The organism is Shewanella sp. SM71 (assembly GCF_025653905.1).
Lineage (GTDB): Bacteria > Pseudomonadota > Gammaproteobacteria > Enterobacterales > Shewanellaceae > Shewanella > Shewanella oncorhynchi.
Window position 1 is genome coordinate 114,344 of sequence record NZ_JAKKRW010000007.1, and the last position, 24,766, is coordinate 139,109.

24 protein-coding genes are annotated in these 24,766 nt (G+C 43.5%); 17 read left to right on the top strand and 7 right to left on the bottom strand.

Features of this window, described 5'->3' with window-relative positions; translation table 11 throughout:
• The first annotated feature begins 902 nt into the window (after positions 1 to 902).
• From L5L97_RS08810 to L5L97_RS08835, 6 genes are read left to right on the top strand one after another with little or no spacing between them, the layout of a single operon-like run.
• Positions 903 to 1,685, top strand: a complete 783-nt coding sequence (locus tag L5L97_RS08810; RefSeq protein ID WP_113938838.1) for a DUF3450 domain-containing protein — start codon at positions 903 to 905, stop codon at positions 1,683 to 1,685.
• A complete protein-coding gene (locus tag L5L97_RS08815) occupies positions 1,685 to 3,040 on the top strand; it encodes a MotA/TolQ/ExbB proton channel family protein (protein WP_263181109.1) in 1,356 nt (451 codons plus the stop codon). The genes L5L97_RS08810 and L5L97_RS08815 overlap by 1 nt, the downstream gene beginning before the upstream one ends.
• Complete coding sequence (locus L5L97_RS08820) at positions 3,040 to 3,567, top strand: MotA/TolQ/ExbB proton channel family protein (RefSeq protein WP_113938836.1); 528 nt, start codon at positions 3,040 to 3,042, stop codon at positions 3,565 to 3,567. Before L5L97_RS08815 ends, L5L97_RS08820 begins: the two co-directional genes overlap by 1 nt.
• A 13-nt stretch (positions 3,568 to 3,580) precedes the next feature.
• Positions 3,581 to 3,985, top strand: a complete 405-nt coding sequence (locus tag L5L97_RS08825) for an ExbD/TolR family protein (RefSeq protein WP_037428129.1) — start codon at positions 3,581 to 3,583, stop codon at positions 3,983 to 3,985.
• A gap of 1 nt (position 3,986) precedes the next feature.
• Entirely contained in the window at positions 3,987 to 4,610 is a 624-nt protein-coding gene (locus L5L97_RS08830; RefSeq protein ID WP_131524316.1) for an energy transducer TonB, read from the top strand.
• The gene (locus L5L97_RS08835; RefSeq protein WP_212599897.1) at positions 4,610 to 5,857 is read left to right on the top strand and encodes a tetratricopeptide repeat protein; all 1,248 of its coding nucleotides are present in this window, start codon (positions 4,610 to 4,612) and stop codon (positions 5,855 to 5,857) included. The genes L5L97_RS08830 and L5L97_RS08835 overlap by 1 nt, the downstream gene beginning before the upstream one ends.
• Positions 5,858 to 5,927: 70 nt before the next feature.
• On the opposite strand, the gene L5L97_RS08840 is transcribed toward L5L97_RS08835, so the two are convergent.
• Positions 5,928 to 6,437: a diguanylate cyclase domain-containing protein gene (locus L5L97_RS08840; RefSeq protein WP_028760435.1), complete on the bottom strand. Its 510-nt coding sequence runs from the start codon at positions 6,435 to 6,437 to the stop codon at positions 5,928 to 5,930.
• 79 nt (positions 6,438 to 6,516) lie between these two features.
• Here L5L97_RS08840 and L5L97_RS08845 point away from each other — a divergent pair, with 79 nt between their 5' ends.
• The 5 genes from L5L97_RS08845 to L5L97_RS08865 all read left to right on the top strand — a co-directional run bounded on the left by L5L97_RS08845 (position 6,517) and on the right by L5L97_RS08865 (position 10,145).
• Positions 6,517 to 8,346 (top strand): DUF885 domain-containing protein, encoded by a 1,830-nt coding sequence (locus L5L97_RS08845; RefSeq protein WP_263181108.1) that lies wholly within the window; start codon positions 6,517 to 6,519, stop codon positions 8,344 to 8,346.
• Positions 8,347 to 8,517: 171 nt separating this feature from the next.
• Positions 8,518 to 8,796, top strand: a complete 279-nt coding sequence (locus tag L5L97_RS08850) for a peptidylprolyl isomerase (RefSeq protein WP_028760433.1) — start codon at positions 8,518 to 8,520, stop codon at positions 8,794 to 8,796.
• 83 nt (positions 8,797 to 8,879) lie between these two features.
• Positions 8,880 to 9,416, top strand: a complete 537-nt coding sequence (locus L5L97_RS08855; protein WP_028760432.1) for a GNAT family N-acetyltransferase — start codon at positions 8,880 to 8,882, stop codon at positions 9,414 to 9,416.
• Between the two features lie 74 nt (positions 9,417 to 9,490).
• Entirely contained in the window at positions 9,491 to 9,721 is a 231-nt protein-coding gene (locus tag L5L97_RS08860; protein WP_028760431.1) for an RNA-binding S4 domain-containing protein, read from the top strand.
• 22 nt (positions 9,722 to 9,743) lie between these two features.
• A complete protein-coding gene (locus tag L5L97_RS08865) occupies positions 9,744 to 10,145 on the top strand; it encodes a ribonuclease E inhibitor RraB (protein WP_028760430.1) in 402 nt (133 codons plus the stop codon).
• 153 nt (positions 10,146 to 10,298) lie between these two features.
• Here L5L97_RS08865 and L5L97_RS08870 read toward each other — a convergent pair whose 3' ends face one another.
• Complete coding sequence (locus L5L97_RS08870; RefSeq protein WP_263181106.1) at positions 10,299 to 11,186, bottom strand: LysR family transcriptional regulator; 888 nt, start codon at positions 11,184 to 11,186, stop codon at positions 10,299 to 10,301.
• 156 nt (positions 11,187 to 11,342) lie between these two features.
• Here L5L97_RS08870 and L5L97_RS08875 point away from each other — a divergent pair, with 156 nt between their 5' ends.
• From L5L97_RS08875 to L5L97_RS08890, 4 genes are all read left to right on the top strand, one after another.
• Positions 11,343 to 12,116, top strand: coding sequence for a TSUP family transporter (locus L5L97_RS08875; RefSeq protein WP_263181105.1), 774 nt, complete (start codon positions 11,343 to 11,345; stop codon positions 12,114 to 12,116).
• Positions 12,117 to 12,498: 382 nt separating this feature from the next.
• On the top strand, positions 12,499 to 13,644 hold the full coding sequence (locus L5L97_RS08880) for an exonuclease SbcCD subunit D (protein WP_263181104.1): 1,146 nt from the start codon (positions 12,499 to 12,501) through the stop codon (positions 13,642 to 13,644).
• Positions 13,641 to 16,697, top strand: a complete 3,057-nt coding sequence (locus tag L5L97_RS08885) for an AAA family ATPase (protein ID WP_263181103.1) — start codon at positions 13,641 to 13,643, stop codon at positions 16,695 to 16,697. Before L5L97_RS08880 ends, L5L97_RS08885 begins: the two co-directional genes overlap by 4 nt.
• 264 nt (positions 16,698 to 16,961) lie before the next feature.
• On the top strand, positions 16,962 to 18,263 hold the full coding sequence (locus L5L97_RS08890) for a peptidoglycan DD-metalloendopeptidase family protein (protein ID WP_028760425.1): 1,302 nt from the start codon (positions 16,962 to 16,964) through the stop codon (positions 18,261 to 18,263).
• 371 nt (positions 18,264 to 18,634) lie between these two features.
• Here L5L97_RS08890 and L5L97_RS08895 read toward each other — a convergent pair whose 3' ends face one another.
• From L5L97_RS08895 to L5L97_RS08910, 4 genes are all read right to left on the bottom strand, one after another.
• Positions 18,635 to 19,090 (bottom strand): hypothetical protein, encoded by a 456-nt coding sequence (locus L5L97_RS08895; RefSeq protein ID WP_105253145.1) that lies wholly within the window; start codon positions 19,088 to 19,090, stop codon positions 18,635 to 18,637.
• 90 nt (positions 19,091 to 19,180) lie between these two features.
• Positions 19,181 to 19,705: a M48 family metallopeptidase gene (locus L5L97_RS08900; RefSeq protein WP_263181102.1), complete on the bottom strand. Its 525-nt coding sequence runs from the start codon at positions 19,703 to 19,705 to the stop codon at positions 19,181 to 19,183.
• A 48-nt stretch (positions 19,706 to 19,753) separates the two neighbouring features.
• Positions 19,754 to 20,191, bottom strand: coding sequence for a DUF3010 family protein (locus L5L97_RS08905; protein WP_263181101.1), 438 nt, complete (start codon positions 20,189 to 20,191; stop codon positions 19,754 to 19,756).
• 203 nt (positions 20,192 to 20,394) lie between these two features.
• Positions 20,395 to 21,750, bottom strand: a complete 1,356-nt coding sequence (locus L5L97_RS08910; RefSeq protein ID WP_263181099.1) for a DEAD/DEAH box helicase — start codon at positions 21,748 to 21,750, stop codon at positions 20,395 to 20,397.
• A gap of 250 nt (positions 21,751 to 22,000) precedes the next feature.
• Between L5L97_RS08910 and rssA the strand changes: the two genes are divergently transcribed.
• Positions 22,001 to 22,948, top strand: a complete 948-nt coding sequence (rssA, locus tag L5L97_RS08915; RefSeq protein WP_263181098.1) for a patatin-like phospholipase RssA — start codon at positions 22,001 to 22,003, stop codon at positions 22,946 to 22,948.
• 135 nt (positions 22,949 to 23,083) lie between these two features.
• On the opposite strand, the gene L5L97_RS08920 is transcribed toward rssA, so the two are convergent.
• Entirely contained in the window at positions 23,084 to 24,094 is a 1,011-nt protein-coding gene (locus L5L97_RS08920; protein WP_198572213.1) for an NADP-dependent oxidoreductase, read from the bottom strand.
• A 146-nt stretch (positions 24,095 to 24,240) separates the two neighbouring features.
• Between L5L97_RS08920 and L5L97_RS08925 the strand changes: the two genes are divergently transcribed.
• Positions 24,241 to 24,729, top strand: coding sequence for a MarR family winged helix-turn-helix transcriptional regulator (locus L5L97_RS08925; RefSeq protein ID WP_105252906.1), 489 nt, complete (start codon positions 24,241 to 24,243; stop codon positions 24,727 to 24,729).
• Positions 24,730 to 24,766 lie beyond the last annotated feature (37 nt).

Sequence of the window (24,766 nt, forward strand, 5' to 3'; positions counted from 1 at the left end):
AATCTTGGCATAGTTTGAGATTAATAGCTTTTTTTGCAAAACAAATTATACGTCTTGCTATGCTGTCTAAAAATCACTCTCGGATGAGCAATAGATCCTAGTCCTTACTCCAAACTCCAAGAAAAGGGGTGTAATTGAGTAAATTTGGGAAAGTTAACTTGTAAAAATGAGTCATTTGCCTGTGTAGACGTTTTTGAAAGCACTATGGTGGGCATCTGGAAGAAGATAATGGTGGTCATGATCTCATTTATTGCGATGCGATTAGTGCGTCCCGTCAGCTAATGAAGTTTTCTCTAATTCTATGATGACAACATCGGAACATCATAGATATCACAAAACACTTCCACTAACTTGTTGTATAAAGGCTCTTCTGTGTGATGGGGTTATTTGAGGTCGAAAGATCCTATCACTTGTGCCCTTAGTTCTGATGTTCTTACACTGAGTTCAAGTTAAGTAAATCTTATCGGGGGATTTGAGTAAAGAGCATCTATTTGAGTCGTCTTTATGTTAAAAAATGTTAATTTTAATAAAGAGGGTACGCAAAGTTGGTTGTTGGCTATCTTTATGATTTTATAGGTTTTAAATTAATTTTATATTTTGTAACACAAATAATAATAACCCTAAAGATTCATTTCTGCCTAAAAAAACACCTTTCGTAAAAAATTTCATTATTAACGCTTCTTTACACTAGTTTTTAGTCGTCTGAAATGTTGACACAGGTCAACATTTTGTGAAATGATGCCAGCGGGTCTATGCCTGTAAGGGCGTAGGAAAGGGAAGAAAAAACTAAGAATCACAAGAGAAAGACGAACTTACAGAAATTTTTCGGCAAGTATTTATTCCTTGTCGTTATGTTGCTGGTAAGTTAAACCTTTTTATTCACTTCAAATTGGTTGGGAACTATGTCCAAGGTAAGCAATAGAACAAAAATCGCTACTGCACTTGTTGGCGTGCTGGCATTAGCGAGCAGCAACTTAGTAGTTGCAGATCCTCTTACCGACGTGCAGAAAGCGGATAGTATGATCCATGCTGATGCTGCTGCGTCGCAAAAGAACGTTGATAAGTATTTCGATCAAGCACAAGACATGCTTTTTGAGTATGGTTCTGTCGCAGATGAGCGCGAATCACTGAAATCATATAACGATTACGTTGCAAGCTTAGTCGCTGATCAACAAAAGACAATGGATTCAGTGCAGGGTGACATCAATGGTGTTGATAAACTTCGCCAAGGTGTTGTGCCATTAATGTTTAAAATGGTTGAGTCATTAGAACAGTTTGTTCAATTAGATTTACCTTTTAATTCTGAAATACGCACTAATCGTGTTAATGAACTGAAAAAACTTCTTAATACTGCCGAAGTTACACTAGCAGAAAAATATCGTCTAATTCTTGATGCTTATAGTATTGAGCGTGAATACGGTAGTGCTGTTGCCGTTAACCAAGGTAAGTTAAACCTAGATGGTAAAGAAGTGTTGGTTGACTTCTTTAACTTAGGTCGTGTTGCTCTTTATGCACAGAGTTTAGATCAAAAGACTGGCTGGATGTACAACCCAGAATCTAAGGGTTGGGATAAGTTAGATGACAGCTATTTGCGTGAACTGACCAAAGGTATCCGCATTGCCCGTAAACAAGGCGCTCTAGATCTATTCGCGTTACCAATTCCTGCTGCGGAGACTGCACAATAATGAAGAAGTTAATTACTACAGCTGTGTTGGCTGCAAGTTTCTCTTTAACTGCTGGTATGGCGAGCGCTGCTGATGCGCCTAAGTCAATTGACCAATTATTGCAACAAGTTAAAGTTGAACGCGCTTCAGAAGGTAAAGTCAACAGCAAGCGTGAGCAAGAGTTCCAAGCAGAGCGTGGCGATAAGGCCGCTTTACTGCAAAAAGAAAAAAATGCGTTAGCTGCTGAAAAGCAACGTGGTAAAGATTTAAACCAAGCGTTCTTAGATAACGAGCGTAAAATTGCTCAGTTAGAAGAAGATCTAAAAACGGCTCAAGGTGACTTGGGTGAAATGTTTGGTGTAGTTAAAGGTGAAGCCGGTGATTTCGCTGGTAAACTGGCAAGCTCAAACATCAGTGCTCAATTCCCAAATCGCGATAAATTTATCGCTGATTTAGGTGCCCGTAAGCAATTGCCAAAAATTGAAGAGTTAGAACAATTTTGGCAAGAGCAGCTATTTGAAATGGCGCAATCTGGCAAAGTGGTTAAATTTGAAGGTTCTGTTACCGAAATTGATGGTAACGTGAAAACGACTACTATTCATCGTATTGGTGCTTATAACTTAACGGCTGACGGTAAATACGTTGTATATAACCCTGAATTAGGTTTAATTCAGCAGTTATCTCAACAACCTGAAGGCTATCAAGTTAGCGCTGTTGCTAAATGGGAAGAAACGGCCTCTGGTACAGCACCTTTCTATATTGACCCTGCACGTGGCGTACTGTTAAACATCTTTACGAACAAAGCTAGCATGGAAGATCGTATCGAGTCAGGCGGTACCATTGGTTATATTATTCTGATATTACTTGCTATTGGTTTATTAATTGCGGTTGAGCGTTTCATTGTGCTGGCAGCTATCGGTGCAAAAGTTAAACGCCAAGCTAAGAATGTTGATAACCCAGGTAACAATGCCCTTGGTCGTATCCTGAAGGTTTACCATGAAAACAAAGATGTTGATGTTGAAACATTAGAGTTGAAGCTGGATGAAGCTATTCTGAAAGAAACGCCTGCATTAGAAGCTCGAATTTCAATTTTGAAAGTCATTGCAGCTATCGGCCCAATGTTAGGTCTGCTAGGTACAGTAACTGGTATGATTGCGACCTTCCAAAGTATCCAACTGTTCGGTACTGGTGATCCAAAACTGATGGCGGGTGGTATCTCTATGGCTCTGGTTACTACAGTACAAGGTCTGGTTGCGGCTCTGCCACTGATGTTACTACATGCAATACTCGTTGCGCGTAGCAAATCAATCACCCAAATTTTGGAAGAGCAAAGTGCGGGCATTATCGCAGCACATGCTGAGAAGAGGGCTAACTAATGATGCTATACCTGATGGACATATGGGATTCCGTCAGGGGCTTCATGGCCGCTGGAGGAAACGTCCTTTGGTTGGTTGCGTTTGTATTGTTCTTCATGTGGGTATTGATGCTTGAGCGTTATTGGTATCTTAATTGGATATCACCAAAGCAACATAAAGCTATCATATCTGCGTGGGATGCTAGAGAGGAAACAACCTCTTGGTACGCACACCGTATCCGTGAAGCTTGGCTGTCCCAAGCGAAGCAAGATTTGAATGCACGTATGCTGATGATTAAAACCTTAGTAGCTATTTGTCCTATGATAGGTTTGTTAGGTACCGTAACCGGTATGATTTCAGTGTTTGATGTGATGGCAGTTCAGGGGACGAGTAATGCTCGTTTAATGGCGGCTGGTATTTCAATGGCGACTATGCCCACGATGGCGGGGATGGTTGCAGCATTATCGGGAGTATTCTTTAGTACTCGTCTGGATGTAAAAATGAAAATCAGTTTAGAAAAGCTAAAAGACAGCATGCCGCACCACTAGAGAGAGATTGAACATGGCACGTAAAAAGCATTCCAGTGTAGACGAGGAAGCGCAAATTGATATGACACCGATGCTCGACATCGTGTTTATCATGTTGATCTTCTTCATTGTAACAACGTCATTTGTGAAACCTTCTGGTTTGGATTATAACAAACCAAAAGCTTCGCAAGCGACTTCAAAGCCTTCGGCTAACATCTTTATCGGCGTCAGTAAAACAGGCGTGATCATGATGGAAAACCGTCAGGTTGATATCGAGCGTGTAACGGCAAACGTTGAGCGCATGCTGGCTGAAGCTCCTGAAGCTGCTGTATTGATTCAGGCTGATAAAGACGCAATGCACGGCTTAGTTGTTAAAGTTCTAGACCAAGTCAAAGCGGCTGGTATAGATAAAATTTCGGTATCTGCGGGGAACGATTAATATGCTAAGAGCACTAGTATCGATCATTATTGGTGCTGCTGTGACTTTTGGTCTGTTCGCTTTTATGGCGTTCTTGGTCGGTGGCGGCGCACAGCGCGGCGAAACATCGGCCGAGACCCCTGTAATTGAAATCACTATGGATAGACAGGATTCAAAAGCACAGAATAAGCCAAGGGTAGTGCCTAAGCCGCCGCCACCGCCAGAACAGCCACAGAAGCCTGAGGCAACGCCGCCAGAATCTTCGAGCAATATTGACACAGCAATGTCGTTCAATATGGGGGGTGTAGAAGCTGGTGGTCCAAGTACCGGTTTTAAATTAGGCAATATGATGACTCGCGATGGTGATGCTACACCTATCGTTCGTATCGAACCTCAGTATCCAATTGCTGCGGCGCGTGATGGTAAAGAAGGTTGGGTACAACTTCGTTTTACCATTAACGAACTCGGTGGTATCGACGACGTTGAAGTTATTCAAGCAGAACCAAAACGCTTATTTGATAAAGAAGCTATTCGTGCACTGAAGAAGTGGAAGTACAAGCCTAAGATTGTTGATGGCAAGCCATTGAAACAACCTGGTATGACAGTACAACTAGACTTCACCTTAGATAAAGGAGGCAACCAATAATGCGTAATGTTAATAAAATCGCAGTTCTATTATTGCTTTCTGTTTGTGGAGGTTCATTAACTCTTTCATCTGCAGTCGCAGAAGAAAAGTGTGCTATCGACAAACGTCAATCTAAAGCCGTGGGCGAAGGTGCGGCGAAGAAAGTTCAGAAGTCATTTGAAGCTTATACCAATGGTCAGGTCGATGAAGCTATTGCTATTTTGCTAGAGGCAAATGCCAAGAACGACTTCGATAAAGCCTATGTTGCACGTATGTTGGGTAACTTTTATGCCGAGAAAGGCAAAATGGATACCGCGATCAAGTACCTAAAACAAGCTGTTGAAGCTGATATTTTAGGTGGTACAGATCATGCAGCAACTATGCGCCTTTATGCTGATTTGCTATTACAAGAGAAAAAGTTTAAGGAAGCGATTCCTTATTATTACAAGTGGATGGAATTTACTTGTAAATCCGATTCTCAAATGTATCGCCGTATTGGTATTGCGCATTCAGAACTTAAGCAGTGGGATAAAGTGATTGAAGTGGCCGACAAAGGTCTTTCATTAGCTGAAGCTCCCGACAAAGGTCTGTATCAAATGAAACTGACAGCTTACTTCAATCAGAAGAAGTACAAGAAAGCTGTTGGCGTGTTAGAAGTCATGGTGCCTTTATTCCCGGATGATGGCAGATTGTGGGTTCAATTAGCACAGTTTTATTTGATGGTTGAAGACTATGACAAGTCTCTTGCAACTTACGATTTGGCTTATAGAAATGGTTTCTTAGATAGCGCGGGCAACATTACGCGTTTAGCGCAGTTAATGGCACAAAAAGGTGCTCCTTATCAAGCTGCTAAAATTTATCAGAAACATATGAAATCAGGCATGATCGCTGAGGACGCTAAGTCTTTAGAGATTTTGGCGGGTTTCTATCAAAATGCGAAAGAGTTTAAGCAAGCTGCTGAGTATTACGGTAAAGCTGCAGCCATCACCAATGATGGCAAGACTTACTTGAAACAAGGTCGCTTATTAAACTTGAATGAACAATATACAGCTGCGATCCCTGTGCTTGAAAAAGCCATATCAATGGGTATTGATCATCCTGGTGAAGCAAACTTCGAATTAGCTTTGGCTCATTTAAGTTTGAAACAGTATAAGTCGGCTTATAACCGTGCAGTGTTAGCTGCTAATGATAAGAAGACACAGAAGAGTGCAAATAGCTATATCTCTTATATTAAAGAGAAAGCACGTATGCATAATATCACGCTGTAATTACTTCGCAGTTTAGTGTTTGAATCGAAAGCCCCGCAAGGGGCTTTTTCTTTGGTATCAATAAACCTATTTACTGTAATCGGATTAAAGCTTGTGATTGATCATGATTTTTTTCAAGCTGTTGTGAAAGTTGGCTGACATTACTGAAGAGTGACTCTATTTTACTTTCCTGTGTAGGTAGGCAAATACAGGCAGCCAGTTTATAGTCGATTGTCAGTTTATGATGTTTACCAAAATCTTGATTAAAGTCAGATATTTGTTGTTCTATTCGTTTTAACACTACTTCCGTCCCCACCTCATCTATATTGAACAAACCCAACGCAAAGTGATTGTGATCTAGCCTAGCAATCATATCTGTTGCTCTTAATAGCGCTTCTTGCACTTGTTTAGTAAAGAATTCCAGTAAATGGGGTTGTTTGACGGTTTCATGAATGTGAGGGCACAGATACAATAGTGCCAAGCTTTGGTGGTCTCTCATGTGACGATGCCATTCTCGGTTGAATACTTCCATGAAATAGGTTTGGTTATAGACTCCAGTTTCTGGATCCCTGAAACCTGAGTTGCGGAACGAGTAGATCATAGATTAACTCCGATAGCAGACCTTGAACTAAGTATAGAAACAGTTCTGCAATAGCGGGCCAAAAAGGAGAAATATTAAAATGAAATTGGGTTTATTGGCAGGTTCGATAGCGTTAATCTTCACCCTTCAAGGTTGTTCTAAGCCTGAAGCCACTGCAGTTCAAGAAAATAGCTCGGCCAATACGCCAGCAGTGCAGGGCGAAACACAAACGGCAGAGCAGCGTTACTTAGCGCTTGTGGATGCTTATTTTAAAGATTACCTAAAGCTTGAGCCCATCTACGCCACTTTTGTCGGCGTTAATGACTATAACGCCGATTTCGGTGGGGATTTAACTGAGGATTACCTCAAGGCTCGCCATGATCTTAATACTCACTATTTAGCTCAGGTGCGTGCGATAGATCCAAAGCAACTGCCTGCGGATTTACAGTTGAGTTATGACCTGTTCGTCTATGACCGTGATATGGCGTTAGTGGACGAAACTTTCCCTTCACGCTTTATGCCGATAAGCCAGTTCTATAGCACTGTCATTACTATGGTGCAGCTGGGAAGTGGCGAAAGTGCACAACCTTTTAAGACTGTCCAAGATTATCGTAATTGGGAACAGAGAGTCGATGGTTTCATCAAGTGGGTCGCACTTGCTGAAAATCGTATGAATCAAGGCATTGAAAGTAAAGTGGTACTACCTCGAGTGTTGGTAGAGCGCATTATTCCTCAGTTAGATGCTATGTTAACGACGGATGCGACTCAGAGCATTTTTTACTCGCCAATCCAGCATTTCCCCGAGAGTTTTTCAGAGCAAGATAAAGCGGAATTGACCACCCGTTATCAAGCCATGATAGCCGAGCGTATCGTGCCAGCGTTAACGAACTTACGCGATTACTTTAAGCAAACCTATTTACCTAAATCGCGGGCGACTGATGGTTGGTCAGGTTTGCCTAACGGTAAAGCTTGGTATCAGCATCTGGCGAACTCACATACGACCACCACTATGTCTGTAGATGAAATTCATCAAATTGGTTTAAGTGAAGTGGCGCGAATTTTATCTGAGATGGATAAGGTGCGTGAGCAGGTCGGTTTTAAGGGTGATTTGAAGGCGTTTTTTGCGTCTTTATCTTCAGAGCCGCAGTATTTCTATAGCGATCGCCAAGGCTTGATTGATGGTTATATGGTATTAAAAGATAAAATCAATCATGTCTTACCTAACTACTTTAATGTGATGCCAAAGGCTGATTATGTGGTTAAGCCGGTTGAAAGTTTTAGAGAACAATCGGCAGCGGGTGCCTCTTATGAAGCGCCTGCGGTGGATGGTAGCCGTCCAGGGGTGTTTTATATCAACACTTATAACCTCAAAGCACAGCCTAAGTGGGGGATGACGACCTTATCTTTGCACGAAGCTGCTCCTGGGCATCACTTCCAAATCGCGATCAAACAAGAGCTAACCGGTGTGCCTGAGTTCCAGCGTTTTAGCGGTTATACCGCTTTCGAGGAAGGTTGGGCACTTTATGCTGAATACTTAGGTATTGAGATGGGGCTATTTACCGATCCTTACCAGTATTTTGGTAAGCTTTCCGATGAAATGCTGCGTGCAATGCGCTTAGTGGTTGATACTGGCCTTCATTCTAAAGGTTGGAGTCGTGAACAGGCGATTCAGTACATGAAAGACAACTCGCCTATGGCTGAGAGTGACATAGTCGCTGAAGTGGAGCGCTATATGGCGATCCCTGGTCAAGCTTTGTCTTACAAGGTCGGTCAGTTGAAGATTTTGGCACTGCGTGCCCGCGCAGAAAAAGCCTTGGGTGATAAATTTGATCTTAAAGCGTTCCACGATCAAATCCTCACATCAGGTTCATTACCCATGGCGGTCATGGAAAACAAGATCGATCGTTGGATTGCGTCGAAACAAGCTTAGCCGTGTAAGATGCCGTTAATTGACTTTGTTGTCAGTGACGGCATTTTAAGACTTTTTTATTCAACAGAAAGTTTTTATACTGTTGATTCCAAACCTGTTAAAACGAATGTTTTAGTGGGAACTCAATGATATTTGGGGCAAATGTCTCATGATCCTTACAGGAGTTTTACTATGGTCCAGGCAACAGCAAGACATTTGTTAGTCAGCAGTGAAGAGCAGTGTCAAGCGCTGAAACAGCAAATAATGGAAGGCGCAGATTTTGCTCAAATTGCTCGCGCGCACTCTTCTTGCCCATCAGGTGCCCAAGGCGGCGAATTGGGGTCATTTGGTCCTGGCATGATGGTCAGAGAGTTTGATGAAGTGGTTTTTAGTGCACCATTAAATGAAGTACAAGGACCCGTGAAAACGCAATTTGGCTTTCATTTACTTGAAGTGACCAGCCGCGCGTAAGTTTTGCCGCTTATCTAATACAGCTTGTTTGATACGGCAGCGTTTGCTGCCGTTTTGTTTTATATGCTCATCACGGAGTCACTATGCTGGAACTCTACACTGATAGATTGAAACTCAGGAGCTTACAAGATAGTGATTGGGAACATTTTTATGCACTGCATAACGATCCTGAGATTAATCGTTTTGTACGCGTTCCAGAGTCGCAAGAGGTGATCCGCAGTAAGTTTCAGCAGCGTTCCGATACTTGGTTCTACGGTTCTGGCGATTGGCTGACCTTAGTGATTGAGACCGTTGATACTGGGCAGTTTATCGGTTTAACGGGCCTTTATTGTCAAAGTTTCGAGGAACAGCGTGCCGAAGTGGGTTATTTACTGGCGGCAGAGGGCCACGGTAAAGGTTATGCGACTGAGAGCTTAATGGCGGTCATTGATTGGGCCTGTTTAAGTTTTAATGTACATAAATTTGTTGGGCATTGTGCTAAAGATAATCACGCATCGGCACGAGTACTCGAAAAGTGTGGTTTTCGGCTTGAAGGTTTACTCAGGCAGCAATTCAAAATAGGTGAAAACTGGCTCGATGAATCAGCCTTTGGCCTACTCGCCGATGAAAGACGTCTCTAGCCAAATTATCTTCAGCGAATTTTGTACTGTGCTGGTATAATGCCGCAGGTTTATTTTTAGAAGGCGTGTATTAAGTGGCGCAAATTAATCAATTGGCTTTGCATTCTGGCGAAGATTTCATTGAATTGTACAAAGTATTAAAAGTGCAAGGCATGAGCAATGCGGGTGGTGAAGCCAAACATTTTATCGACGAAGGTCAAGTCACTGTGAATGGTGAAGTTGAAACTCGTAAACGTAAAAAAATTATCGCGGGCGACATCGTCAGCTTTAATGGTGAATCAGTTCAAATCATTGCGGCAGAATAAGCCTGAAACAGTGGAGCAAGAAATGCAATTTCCAGATGATGACAATGGTAAAATGCTGGCCGCAATGGCTGAAGCGGGAATCGATTTAACTAAAGAGTTAGATGTTGATTTCTTTTTGGTTTTTGATGACCAACGCGATGCTGAAACTGCGTTAGAAGAATTAACAAATTCTGACTTGGAAGGCGAGCTTGAGCTGAATCTGAATGATGAGCTTGGTAAGTGGGAAATCATTGTTTGTCTCAATATGGTGCCTGAGTACGATACATTGGTTGAACAAGAAGTCATGCTAAATGATTTTGCTGCCGAATTCGGCGGCATGACCGACGGTTGGGGCGTAATGCAACATCAAGACGGTGACGATGAGTTTATGGACGATGATGACCATGACCATGACCATGTTCACGGTGAGCATTGCAATCACTAATTCTGATGCGCTTTAAGCCTTGAATCTAATAAACCACCTTTTGGGTGGTTTTTTATTAGTGTTTTTCTGCGCTCAGTTAGTGATCTCAATAGCCTCGTTTGGCACTTATAGCGTTATTGTGCCTCGCTTGAACTGAGATACGCTTAATGTAGATTAATGACGATAGGGCGCAAAAATCTCTAATAACCAGTCGATAAAAGCTTGAGCTTTTAACGGCAGGCTTGGGGATTTTGGGGTGAGTAAATAATATCGATAGGGACTGGTAAAGGGGGCGTCGAAGGGGATGACTAAGCTGCCGTTTGCCAGTTGTTCTTCGATGAAGAATCGCGGAATAAGTGCTGCGCCCATGCCACTCGCAGCCGCTTGACTCAACATATAAAAATGCTCGACACCAAAGGTTTGTGCTTGGGTGAGTGTTAAACCCACCTTTTCCGCCCAATACTCCCAAAGTTCGGGTCTGGTGGTGTGTTTCAGTAACGTGACGTGATTAATGTCCTCGATATTTTGCAGTTTAGGCGCTAACGAAGGCGCGCAAACTAAGCATAAATCCTCATCCATCAGCTTGATATAATTCGCGCCCTTAGGGATGACTGTGCTACTACGGATCGCAATATCATAACGACCTTGGCTAAAATCCACGGCAAAGTCGCCAATGGATAAGTCGACATACAAGTGTGGATGGCGGGATTTAAACTGCTCCATTCTTGGAATGAGCCAATTGATGGTTAAGCTTGGCAGCACATTAATAGCTAAGGTTTGCGGTTTAGTGGGCTGACGGCGCAAGTCACTGGTAGCACTAGATAGTGTCTGCAGAGCGGCTTGAACATGGGGTAAATAGCGTTTGGCTTCATCGGTTAAACCGACTTTTTTGTGTAAGCGTACAAAGAGCCCAAAACCTAAATAATCCTCCAATACTCTGATTTGTTTGCTGACTGCGCCATGGGTGACATGCAACTCCTTGCTAGCTAATGTCATGCTCTGTAAACGTGCTGCGGCTTCGAAGGCACGGAGAGAATTGAGGGGCGGTAGTTCGGCAAACATTTTATTTCCTACTGCTGGAAAATCAGAACAGGACTCGGGATTTTGTGTGAGTTTATCTCACGCTGTGTCGACAATAACTCCTTTGCGTTTATTTGGCAAACGCAGTCTAATGTTCGGCAATCACTCTATTTTTTATCAGAAGAATAATAAATCATCATGGAATTTGAACTGACTCTACAAATCGCAGCGATACTTTTTGCCGTCGCTATGGTGGCTGGTTTTATTGACTCAATCGCCGGTGGCGGAGGCTTGCTGACCATTCCCGCACTTATGTGGGCAGGCTTGCCGCCTGCGGTTGCCTTAGGGACAAATAAGCTGCAGGCCTGTGGCGGCAGTTTTTTTGCGAGTTTGTACTTTGTCCGTAAAGGGCTGGTTGATCTTAAATCCGTTAAGTTAGCCTTGATTTGTGCATTTATCGGTGCCGCATTAGGTACAATTCTAGTTCAACTTGTCGATACTGAAGTGCTGGAGTTGATGTTACCTTTTTTGATTTTGGCTATTGGTTGTTACTTTTTATTTTCGAAAAAGATTTCAGAAGATGATAAACATCAAGTGCTGACACCTACCGCATTTGCCTTTACTGCAGCATTGGGCGTGGGATTATACGATGGCTTTTTTGGCCCTGGTACTGGGAGCTTTTTTGCGCTGGCCTTTGTATCGCTAGCGGGGTTTGGTTTGGCGAAGGCAACTGCCCACGCAAAACTACTTAATTTCTCCACTAACATTGCTTCGCTGATCTTCTTTGCCTTGGGCGGAAAAGTGATTTGGTTATTAGGATTAGTCATGCTGGCAGGGCAAGCGATTGGTGCAACTTTAGGTTCTCGTCTCGTGATCACTAAAGGTACAAAGATTATCAAGCCGTTGGTGGTGACTATGTCCCTTGCTATGAGTTTTAAACTTTTGGCGAGCCAATATAATTTTTTTTCGTAAACTATTTGATATTAAGCATTTTATAAAACTCACTCATCAATAGAAGCTCTTTAAGCTGCGGATGAGTGTATCTTAGTGACGTCCATTTTGGCTCAAAAGTTAAGCCGAGGTGGATATCACCCAAAAGATCCGCCAAATGACGACTTAAAACGTCTCATCCTACTTTGAGTTAGGTGTACTCTTTCAAGTTTTTTGAATAGTATTACCTGTCATTTTTAATACACTTTTTAGGCTTCTTATTGTTTTGGCGTGTATTTTAAATATTGTGTACATATTTAATCCGATTGATATAAGTGCAGTGTCTATCTTGCCAGTCTTATTTGCATCGACGGGCGGCATGTGCGCTCGGGTTTAGCGCCACCACTTCTTTAAAAGAGCGATTATGAAATTTATCCACACCTCGGACTGGCACATAGGTCGTCAATTACACAATCAATCACTACTGGATGATCAAGCTTTTGTGCTCGAGCAAATCATTGCTTTAGCGGATGAACACAAGGTGGATGCCGTGATTGTGGCGGGGGATATTTATGACAGATCGATTCCGCCTGCGAATGCGGTTGCGCTGTTAGATGATGTGCTTAACCGCTTAGTGCATGATTTGGGCCTGCAAGTCATTATGATTGCGGGTAACCACGATGGTCACGAGCGCTTAGGTTTTGCAGCAAAACAAATGGCGGCAAGTGGGTTACATATTATTGGGCCTTTGAGTGCTGACATTAATCCCATTACTTTATCGAGTTCAAGCGGTGATGTGGTGTTTTATCCCTTGCCCTATGCCGAACCTGCCACAGTGCGCCAAGTTTTTGAGTGTGAGGCGGCAAGCCATGAGGCCGCAATGACGCTATTGCTTGAACAAGTACGCCTGCACGATAGCCAAGGTTTGCCGAAAGTGGTGATAAGCCATTGTTTTTTAGATGGTGGCAGCGAGTCAGAATCTGAGCGGCCACTGAGCATTGGTGGCGCCGATAAAATATCGCCAACGCTATTTACTGAGTTTGATTATGTCGCCCTTGGGCATTTGCACGGACCGCAATACAAAGGTGCAGAGCATGTGCGCTACTCAGGATCGATTTTGAAGTATTCCTTTAGCGAACAACATCAACATAAGTCGGTGACCTTAGTCGAACTTAGCGCGCAAACGCCGATTAAAATTAGTTTATTGCCATTAACGTCAATACGCGATGTCCGCATCTTAGAAGGGGAGTTAGCCACATTACTCGCCCAAGGTAAAACGGATATCAAGCGTGAGGACTACCTTATGGTCAGACTTCTTGATAAACATGCCATTTTAGATGCTATGGGAAAATTGAGAGCCGTTTACCCTAATGTGCTGCATTTAGAGCGGACTGGTCTGATGGCGGGGCAGCAACAAGTCACCTTGAGCCGAGATCATATCAAAAAAGGCGAGATGGACATGTTCCGTGACTTTTTCTCTCAAGTGTCCGGTGAGTCATTAACACAAGCACAGCAAGCTGTAATGGATGAACTCCTGACTAAGCTACACAATGAGGAGCGCCAAGCATGAGACCACTTAGCCTTTCCATGTCAGCTTTTGGCCCCTTTGCATCGACGCAAGAACTTGATTTTACGGCCTTAGGGACTAATCCGTTATTTTTGATTAATGGACCCACTGGTGCGGGTAAGACGACCTTGCTCGATGGTATTTGCTTTTCCCTCTATGGCAAAACCACGGGTAATGAGCGTGAAGGCAGCCAGATGCGCTGCGATATGGCCGATGATAGTTTGCTAACAGAAGTCACTTTTAGTTTTCAGTTGGGTAATAGCAGTTATCGTATTCGCCGTGTGCCAGAGCAAGACAGAGTTAAAAAAAGCGGTGACGGCTCAACGGTGCAGAAGCCCGAAGCTCAGTTATATAAGATAGACGCCGAGGGTAATGAAAGTTTGCTTGTAGCGAGCAAAGTCTCAGAGGCAACTGCTGAGATTGAAGCCTTAACTGGCCTCGATGTGGAGCAGTTTCGCCAAGTGATGGTGTTGCCGCAGGGAAAATTTCGCGAATTGTTAATGGCAGATTCTAAAGCCAGAGAACTGATATTTAGTCAGCTATTTCAAACGCATATATACCGACGTATTGAAGATTCCTTAAAAAATAAGGCTGTAGATATCCGCGCCTTAGTGAAAGATCAACGCAGTCGCCGTGATGGCATCTTACAAAGTGCGGGTTTAGCATCCGATGACGAGCTTAGCTGTGAATTAGCCAAGCTTACGCCAGAACTTGAAACAGCCCAAAGTGCGAAAGAACAAGCATTACAGCAGCAACAATGGGTGATAAAAACCAGCGATGCCGCCCAGCATTTATTGGCCGAATTTGCGCAGTTTGATGCCTTAACGCAAACGGCAGCAGCCCTTGATGCACAGCAAGAAAACATGGCTGCGCAAACCTACAAACTGAATTTGGCTAAACAGGCGCAGCACTTGGCACCCATGCTTGAGGTGTTTGTGGCCCGTGAGCAGGAAGCCAAGACGGCAAGTCTTGCCCTTGAACATGCGAAAACAGCATTAACCAATGCTAAACAAGCCTTCGATAACGCAGAGCTTAAGGCTGCTGATTTGCCCGTGTTGGAAGCGTCGTTACTCGAACAGGAACAGGTTAAACAACAACTGAATGCCTTAGGGCCGCAGCTCAGGGAATTGGATAGGCTTAATAAAACCCTTGAACAAGAGCAAACGCAGCTAATTAGTGCGAAAACACAACTTCAGAACAGCAAAAATGAGTTAACCACCGCAATCCAAAAACGCCGTGAATTGGAATCCGTTCTGCCGCAACTACAGGCCAACAGCGAAACACGCCTCTCATTGCAACAAGCGCACCAGCAGCAACAGCAGTTATTGTCGACTTATCAGCAATGGCAACAAGTGGCGGCAAGGGTATCGTCGACACAGGCAAAACTTGTTGAGGCTAAAGTCAAAGGGCGACAACTCAGTGCTCAGCATCAGCAAGCACAGGTTGCATATAAAGCCTTATTGTTGACTTGGCACCAAGGGCAGGCCGCTATTTTAGCGCGGCAATTACAGCAAGATGAACCTTGCCCCGTTTGTGGTAGCCAAACACATCCACAGCCAGCACAAAGCCAAGAGCCACTCCCAAGTGATGAAGCGCTGCAATTAGCACTAGAGGTTGAAACGAATGCTCAAGAAATCCTGAGCAAAGCCAGAGCGGAATATCGTGGGCTACAAACGCAGTTAGAAACCTTGCAACAGCAAGCACAAGATCTCGCGGTCCAATTGGGCACTGCGGTTGATATTCCTTTAGACGAACATATACATACCTTGTCGCAATTCGCTTTCTCACTCACTCAAGCGGAGCAAGCCCATCAGCAGTTACAGCTGTTACAGCAAGAGATTGCATTGTTGCACGCACAGGAAACGCATTTACAACAAAAGTTAGAGCAAGGACAAACACACGACAGTGCACTGCAATCTAAAGTGGATCTATTGCAGGGGCAGTTAGCGCACATGCAGCAAAGTGTTCCATCTGCGCTTGCAACGCTTGAGGCCTTAACTGCAGCAATCGCGCAAAATCAGCAAAGTATCAGCCAAATTAAGCAACAGATCACTAGTGTTAGGGATCTCCAACAACAGACTGGCCAATCTTTTGTTGCGGCTAAAGCGGCACTTAATGGTGCTGAAAATGCTGCTGAGGCGGCATTAGCCCAGCAAACGCGTGCACAGCAGCAACTCAATCAGCAATTAGTCGCAGCAGGTTTTGCCGATCAACAGGCCTTATTTGAGGCCATGCTGGATGAAGAACAACAGCGTGCATTAGCCAGCGAGATTGAGGCTTACCAGCAGCGCAGTGCTTTGACCAAGGCACAGTGCGAGCAGTTAGCACTTAAGCTTAAGGATAAAGTACTACCCGATAGCATTAAGCTGGCTGCTGAGCTTGAGTTCGCGCAGCAAGCATTACACGCTGCCGAGCAGGCATGGCAGTTGCTTCACACTCGCACAGTATTACTGATGCAAACCCAAACCCAGCTGAGTATTGCCGATGCAAAAGCTAAGGTTTTGGAAGATGAATATGCGGTTATCGGCACCCTTGCAGATGTCGCTAATGGAAATACGGGTAATAAGATCAGCCTGCAACGTTTTGTGTTAAGTGTACTGCTCGACGATGTGCTGTTGGAGGCAAGCCACAGGTTACATCTGATGAGCAAAGGGCGTTATCGTTTATTGCGTAAGGAAGATAGGGCCAAGGGTAACAAAGCTTCTGGGCTCGAATTGGAAGTAGAAGATGCTTATACCTCCAAAGTGCGTCCTGTGGGCACCTTAAGCGGTGGTGAAAGTTTTATGGCAGCATTATCTATGGCGTTAGGCCTATCTGATGTCGTGCAAGCTTATGCAGGTGGTATTAAACTCGATACTTTATTTATCGATGAAGGCTTTGGCAGTTTAGATCAAGATTCTTTAGAACTGGCCATTCGGACCCTGATGGATTTGCAATCCTCTGGCCGCATGATAGGGGTGATCTCGCACGTGTCGGAAATGAAAGAGCAGATAAATACCCGCATCGACATCAATAAAACCTCACATGGGAGCGAAATGACGATAGTTTTGCCTTAGTTGCTCATTCTCACAGAGTGCGATAAATAACAAATTGTTTTATAAGTGTTATTTATTGTATCTCCTGTGTGTTTAACATTCGGATAATACACACAAAGTGAGTTGGAAATGCCAACTAGCGCATGTTTTTCATTAATGGTGCAACAAAAGAGTGAAATAGCGTTTGTCATAATCGTTTTTTTGATATAAGTTGGAAAAAATTCGGGCTTCCCTCAAAGGGACTGGTCAAAAATAGAACGCAAAGTTAACGAAAGGTGAAAAGCGTTGCAAACAGGCAAACCCAACTTTATCAACTTATCGCAAACCCGTTTGCAGAACTTATCATCGACCCAAAAGAACATTCTATTAATGGGTAGTTTGTTGATGGGTGCTGCGATGTTGATGCCGAATAATAACCATGTTACGCCAACTGCTCAGCGTATCCCTGTTGTTCTCGATATTGAAAATATTCTCCCTCAAGTTTCTGAACCTGAAGTCCTAGATCAAGCTGCACTCATTAATAATGCTCCCCAGTTTGAGCGAATTATCGTTTCCGGTGATACCTTAAGTGGGTTATTTTCCAAGGCGGGTGTTGATCAGCAGACTATGTATAAGGTTTTAGAAGCTGATTTAAACATTTTGGCACTTGATACCTTGTTACCAGGTAACAGAATGCAATTTTGGCTTGATAGTGAAGGTCAGTTACAAAAATTAGAACTTTATTTTAACGCTGCCCGCCAAGTGGTTTTTACGCGTTATGAAGACGGTAGTTTTAATGTTGAAGAAGTGAACGTTGAAGGTGTTTGGCAAAATCGAATTTTGACTGGCGATATTAAAGGTTCTTTCTACGTTTCAGCCCAAAAAATGGGCTTAGCCGCTGCAGATATTCAGCGAATTGAAGATTTACTCAAAGAAAAATTGAATTTTGCCCGTGATTTACGAGCTGGCGACAAATTCTCAGTTTTGGTAAATGATCAATATGTTGAAGGTGAACCGACGGGAAGTAGCCAAATTTTAGGCGTCAGTATTAAAAGTGGCCGTTCTGAAATTAGTGCATATCAATATTCTGATGGTAGTTATTATGATGCTAAAGGTCAGAGTTTAGTTCGGGCATTCCAACGTTATCCGTTAGCTAAACAACCGCGTATGAGTTCACGTTTTAACAGCCATCGCAAACACCCAATCACAGGGCGTATTTCTCCCCATAATGGAACAGACTTTTCTGTGCCGATCGGGACTAAAGTTGTTGCACCTGGTGATGGAATTGTCAGTTTAGTGACGGACCATCAGTTTGCTGGTAAGTATATTGTGATTGAACATGGTGGTAAGTACCGTACCCGTTACCTACATTTGTCTAAGGCGTTAGTGCGTAAAGGTCAACGTGTAACTCGCGGTCAAGTGATTGCTTTATCTGGTAATACAGGTCGTTCGACTGGCCCGCATTTGCATTATGAATTCCATATCAATGGTAAACCTGTTGATCCGTTGAAAGCCGATATTCCTATGTCGAGCAAGTTAGCGAATCAAGATTTACGCACATTCACTAATATGGTGAAGAGTCGTGAAGCTATAATGAACTTAGGTTAGCCAATCCTAAGCTAATAGAATTTATAGTATCAAAGTTTGAATAAACAATAGCACTGACTTTCTAGAAGAGTTTATCAATGCCGATGAAATGAAAATTTCATCGGCATTTTTGTTTCCAAAATGCTTATTGTGGTAGACATTTTCCTGCTATCACGAGTACTGTTCGAGTTGTATGAAAGCTTAAAATTTGTTCGATTCGAAGTCGTGGCGATAAAACATAAGGGGATAAAATAGATAGGATCTTCAGTTAGAAGTGGTATAGCGAGTCATTCAAAAGGTTGTGAAGAGGAAAATTGTGCGGCTGAAGAGCTTATAACGTTTTTATTAAGGACTGAACAGAGAACCCAATATGCAGTGCTAAATCGTGCCTATCAGCTTGCGTGGCGCCTTTGCATCACTTTTAATGCGCACTTGCACAATTTACCTTTTAATGCGGGACAGCCACCACAGGGTGATTTTTTAAAGGGACGTAATGCAAAGCTGTGTTCCGTGGGTAAAGGAGAAAGTCGAGTAATAATAGTCGATGAAAATGTCGCATCATTTGCGGCAATAAACTTAGCTTTCGCGAGTTTTAATTGTTTTTTGAGTGTTGACTTATTGCTATGGGCAAATTCTTGCTGAGCAATATGCTTAGAGAGTAATTGGGTGAGGTGCTTTCGTTGAGCCTTTTTGTTCGTCAAAGATTTATCAGTCAGGGTGTTCAGACGAGATAAGGATGGAATCACTTTTCCTGAACTTGAAACAGATTTCGCCTGTGTTTTGAGTAACTTTTTAGCTTGTTTTTTACACCATTTGCTCAAAAGTTTATCGATATTCTGTTTCGTCATTGTCATTACTGAGTTCTCCTGCGTGAGATACTTCAGTATTCTAAATGAAAACCATTATCAGTCAAGTTTTGGGCGAAAAATATACGAAGGTTAGGTGTCGACTTTATCTGTAGAATAAGGGGATATGTTAGCGTCGATGCAAGTCAATAATAAGCGCAAATCAAATTCAAACTGGTGATAATCCGGCTCCATGTGGGTACACAAATTATAGAAAGCTTTGTTGTGATCTTTTTCTTTTAAATGGGCTAATTCATGTACTACGACCATACGCAACAAAGGTTCTGGCACACGCTTTAAACGCGAAGAAATGCGAATTTCGTTCTTCGCTTTGATTTTATTGCCTTGAACTCGTGCTACGTAAGAATGCAAGCCAAGTGCATGATGGCTAATATTAATTTTGTCATCAAATATCACTTTTAAGAGCGGGGAGGACTGGCGTAAAAATTGATTTTTAATCGTCTGAGTATAGTCGTACAGCGCTTTATCGCTTCGAACGCTATGTATGACAGGATGACGTTTCAGCAATAGCTTGGGTAATGTGCCAGCATCGAGATGTTGCTGTACCTGCTGTTGAATATCAAGGCTGTAACCGTTTAAGTACTTTAATGGATTCATAGAGGATTTAGCTCCGAATGACTTCGGAGCCTGAGTTCATCACATTACTTATACTTTGCCAAAAATTCGGCGATTTTGATGGGCATAAGCGGCTTCGAAAGCTAACTGCTGTACTTTTTTAAGATCTAAACTATCGAAATCAACTTGGGGGGGATTGCGCTTGTTTTGCTCTTTGATAGTGACAGGAGACAATAGACTGACAGGTAATTCCCCTAATTGAATGGCTGCTTCAAGTTTAAAGCTTGTCGCTGAACCCGCGAGTTTACCTTTTTGCTCACGTTCTATGATGACAACTTCATCAACGTGATAATCTTGCATAAGCTTATGAAAAGCGAAGTGAAACTCACGAATAGCTTCTGTGGTAGCAGATTGGGAAACGGTGAAAGACACCTTACGGCATTCTGGCACATTGAAGGTTTCACCTTCATAGCTCAATAAACTGATAATGGCTTCGCCACCTTTTAATTCAACACCACAAACTCTCATGTTACACCTTCAAAATATCGATAATAGCGCTATTGTAGCTGGAAATGACATGAGGATCAGTGTTTACCATGCGCTTTTGATTCGCTTGGCGACAGACTGATAATTTTAGTATGTCAATTTCCAGTATTAGATCATGCCTATGTGATTTGTATCAGAGATAATATCTGATGTTAAATCCACCGGCCTTTATGCTTAAATTAGTTTTAAACTTCTTCAGTATCATTATCTTGTAGTAATTGTGCCGCAGCAGGTTTTCTACGCATAGGAGCATCGCCGACATCCACGCCCGTGATGAAACGCTTATCCCGCGACGGAGCTGGTGTGGTTGCTTTGGTTCTTTTGCTCTTACCTTTAGCAAGCTCCGCTTTAGCAACACGTTTTACTGGCGTTTGTTTAGCTTTGCTTTTTAGACCACTAAATTTAGCTTCTAGGCCTGGAATTGTGCTGATCTCAAAGGTTTTTCTGAGGAAGACTTGGACTTTCTTAAAGTTGTCCCAATCTTTTGGCCCGACGAGCGATATCGCATCACCTTTTGCGCCGGCACGACCAGTACGGCCGATACGATGCACGTATTCTTCGGCAAATTTAGGCATGTCGAAGTTAACGACCAAGGACACATTGAGCAAATCCAGGCCGCGAGAGGCGACATCGGTTGTCACTAGTACTTGTTGTTGGCCACGGGCAAATTGGTCCATGATTTGGTTTCGTGCGGCCTGCTTTAAATCACCGCTGAGTGCGGCGGTTGCAAAACCTTGCGTGGTTAATTTAGCGGCTAAGCGCTCAGTATCTGGACGCGTCGCGGTAAAAATAATCACTTGTTTATGGGTTTCATTTTTGAGCAAACGGGCTAATAACGCTTCTTTATGGTCTAAGTGGTCACATAAAAAGATACGTTGATGAATATCGTTATGCTCAGAGTGAGCCGCGCCAATCGCCACGTGCGCTGGATTTTTTAGTAATGTTGCTGCGATATCATTGATTTCGTCGTGATCTAACGTGGCAGAAAACATCAGCGTTTGACGGCGTTTATGATCGGCTGCATCGTTGATGGCTTTTAACTGCGGGGCAAAGCCTAAATCTAACATGCGGTCGGCTTCATCGAGGACTAATAACTCTAAGCCATTGAGAAAAAGATGCTTCTGTTCTAAATGATCGGCGATACGGCCTGGAGTCGCGACAATAAAATGCGGTTCTTTCGCTAAGGCTTTGGCTTGGTCATTAAAGTTTTCACCGCCCAGTACGCTGATGGCCTTGTATTGGGTGTTGGCGACAAGGAGGCGAAGCTGACTATAAACCTGATGTGCTAGTTCGCGAGTCGGTAATAAAATCAAGACTCTAGGATCACGTTTCGACAGTGAGCGGGTAGAAATGACTCTTTGCAATGCGGGTAACAAAAACGCTAAGGTTTTACCTGAGCCCGTTTTTGATGACGCCATTAAATCTTTACCTGCCAATGCGATAGGCAGTGCTTGTTCCTGGATGGCGGTGGGTTCTGTGATCCCCATATGTTTTATGCTTTGAAGCAGACGCTGGTCCAGAGAAAAATCGGTAAATTGCAAAGGTATATCCCCTAAATCTTAGTAAGGGCAGATTATAGCCTTAATCGCCCTTGCTCAGCTATCCACATCGGTGATTATCTCTGCTTCATGCACGGATTGATGTAGAAAGTGTGCCATTTATGCTCTGTTGATTGTATTTATTTACATTGGTATTACAACCTCTTAATTGTGTCGTTTTTACCGATTGACAGTGGATATGGCAGGATTTTACGTTATCGTGTACTGCATTGAGTTACAGGAGAAATGATTTATGGCTAACGGAACAACCCCTTCGGTAGGTATTGCCTTGGGTAGTGGGGCGGCGAAAGGTTGGGCACATATAGGTGTATTGAATGGTTTAGCTGCCATGGGTATTAAGCCCGATAAAGTGGCTGGATGTTCGGTAGGGGCTTTAGTGGGGGCCGCTTACGCCCATGATCATTTACCCGAGTTAGAAAAATGGGTGCGCGGTTTTTCTAGTTGGGACGTGCTTGGCTTGATGGATATTCTATGGCGTAAGGGCGGGCTTATCGGCGGAGACAAGGTGTTCGATGTGCTGCATGCACGTATAGGAGATGTGAATATTGAAAATCTCAATCGTCCCTTTGCAGCCGTCGCGACTGACTTATACTCTGGTCAGGAAATTTGGTTTACTGAAGGGGATTTACGGCAAGCGGTACGGGCCTCTTGCTCCATGCCGGGGATTTTAGCCCCTGTCAGACAAGGAGAACGCTGGTTAGTCGATGGTGCTGTAGTGAATCCTGTTCCTGTTTCGGTCAGCCGCGCCATGGGCGTTGATGTGGTGATTGCAGTGGATTTATATGGCTATCATTCTGGGCGTATCCAAGTGTTACCCGTGAATATGACCAGCCAAAGGACTGTCCAAGCTGAAATGGATATGCCAGCGCGACAAGAAACGGGCTTTATGGATTTATTCGCCCGTGGCCGAGATTATGTCAGCAACCTAACCGATAAGTTTTCACTCGGCACTAAATCGAATCCGGGGATGATTGCTGTGATGTCGCAATCTATGGGTATTTTAGAGCAAAGGTATAAACGGGCGCGGTTGATGGGCGATCCACCAGATATTTGTATTGTGCCAGAGGTGGGAAATATCGGCACTATGGAGTTTCACCGTGCTGATGAGGCGATTGCCGCCGGCGAAGCTGCGGTGGAGAAAGTCGCCCACTTGATTGAAGCTGCGCTCTGGAAAGGCTGATGATGCAAAATGTAGAGTCAAAAGCTTTCATATAGATAGCGTTTGATTGCAAAATAAACAAAAGTCGGTATCACTTTTGCGATACCGACTATTTGTTATCTCATATTGAGATGTTTATACCGCTTTGTTGGTGACTTAGGCTAGTTTTACCAACATTTTACCGCGATTCTTACCTTCAAATAGACCGATAAAAGCATCAGGTGCTTGTTCAAGCCCTTGATAAATTGTTTGTTCTGCTTTGACTTTGCCTTCCGCTAACCATTGAGCCATTTTGGCGGTGAACTCAGGATAATGCGCCCAATGTTCGGATACGATAAAACCTTCTAACTTGAGTTTTCGCATTACAATTAGGGCTAAGTTGTCAGGGCCAGGCGTTGGAGTTGTGTTGTTATATTGCGAAATCATACCGCAAACAGCGATACGTCCATGATCTTTCATATTGCTCAGCGCTGCGGCTAAATGCTCGCCACCGACGTTCTCAAAATACACGTCAACCCCTTCTGGCGCAGCTTTTGTCAACGCTTGGGTGAGATTGCCACAAGTCTTGTAATTGATGACCGCATCAACACCATAACTTTTTAATAATTCAGCTTTTTCATCTGAACCGACAGAGGCTATTACACGAGCACCTATTAGTTTACCAATTTGGCAGGCTACGCTACCTACTGCGCCAGAGGCTGCGGAAACGAACAGTGTCTCACCCGCTTTTAAATCTGTAATGCGAGTCAGTCCTGTCCAAGCTGTCATGCCTGGCATTCCGAGTACGCCGAGGAAATGTGAATTATCAAGCGTAGTTAGTGGTAGAGCGGTCAGTCCTGCTGTATCTGTGACTGCGTGTTCACGCCAACCTAGCATGCTGCTGACTTTAGTACCAACCGGGAACTCGGTGTTTTTTGACGCGATAACTTCACCAATCGCACCGCCTTCTAAGACTTGATTTAAGGCGAAGGGCGGAACATAACTCTTGCGATCAACCATGCGCCCGCGCATGTAAGGGTCAACCGACATCCATAGATTTTTAATCAGCACTTGTCCATCAGCGAGTGGTGCTAACGCTTTATTTACTAAAGTAAAGTTCTGTGCTGTAGGCATGCCTTCTGGGCGACTAGCTAGATGGATCTCACGGGTTTCAGTCATACTCTTCATAAAAACTCACCTTTTGTTTGTGCGCAAACTAATGATGTTAACTCTACGTGGCTTTAAGATTGAATGCAAATAGTTTGCGCGCAAACTAGATGGGGTGGGACAGATCGGATAAGATAGCGTTATGTTTAAATGACAGGCGCTTAAACGTGCAAAATTGCTTACCTCAACCTGAGCTAGACGCTACAAAACAGACTCATAGCCAAGCTTCTAGCGATCCACTCTGTTTATCCGATAATGTTTGTTTCGCGTTATATTCTGCGAGCAATGCATTAGTGCGTGCTTATCGGCCTCTACTCGAGGCATACGAGTTAACTTTCCCTCAATATTTAGTGATGCAAACCCTGTGGCGTCAAAACGGCTGTAGCCAAACCCAGCTATCAATGGCGACTAAACTCGATATGGGAACCTTAACGCCCATCGTCAAGCGGTTAGAGTTGAAGGGGTTGATTACGCGATTAGCCTGCGTTGAAGATGAGCGGAAAAAGCTGATCACTCTGACAAGTCAAGGAGAGGGTATCAGGCACGAAGCTCTTGCCTTGAAGCAAACCTTGCTTGATAAAGTGCAGATGGACGCTGAGGCACTCGATTTACTAAGGCGGCAATGTCTTGCCTTGATCGAAGATATACAGTCCTAGATATAAGTTGGTTTATGCATAGTGATGCTATTAACTC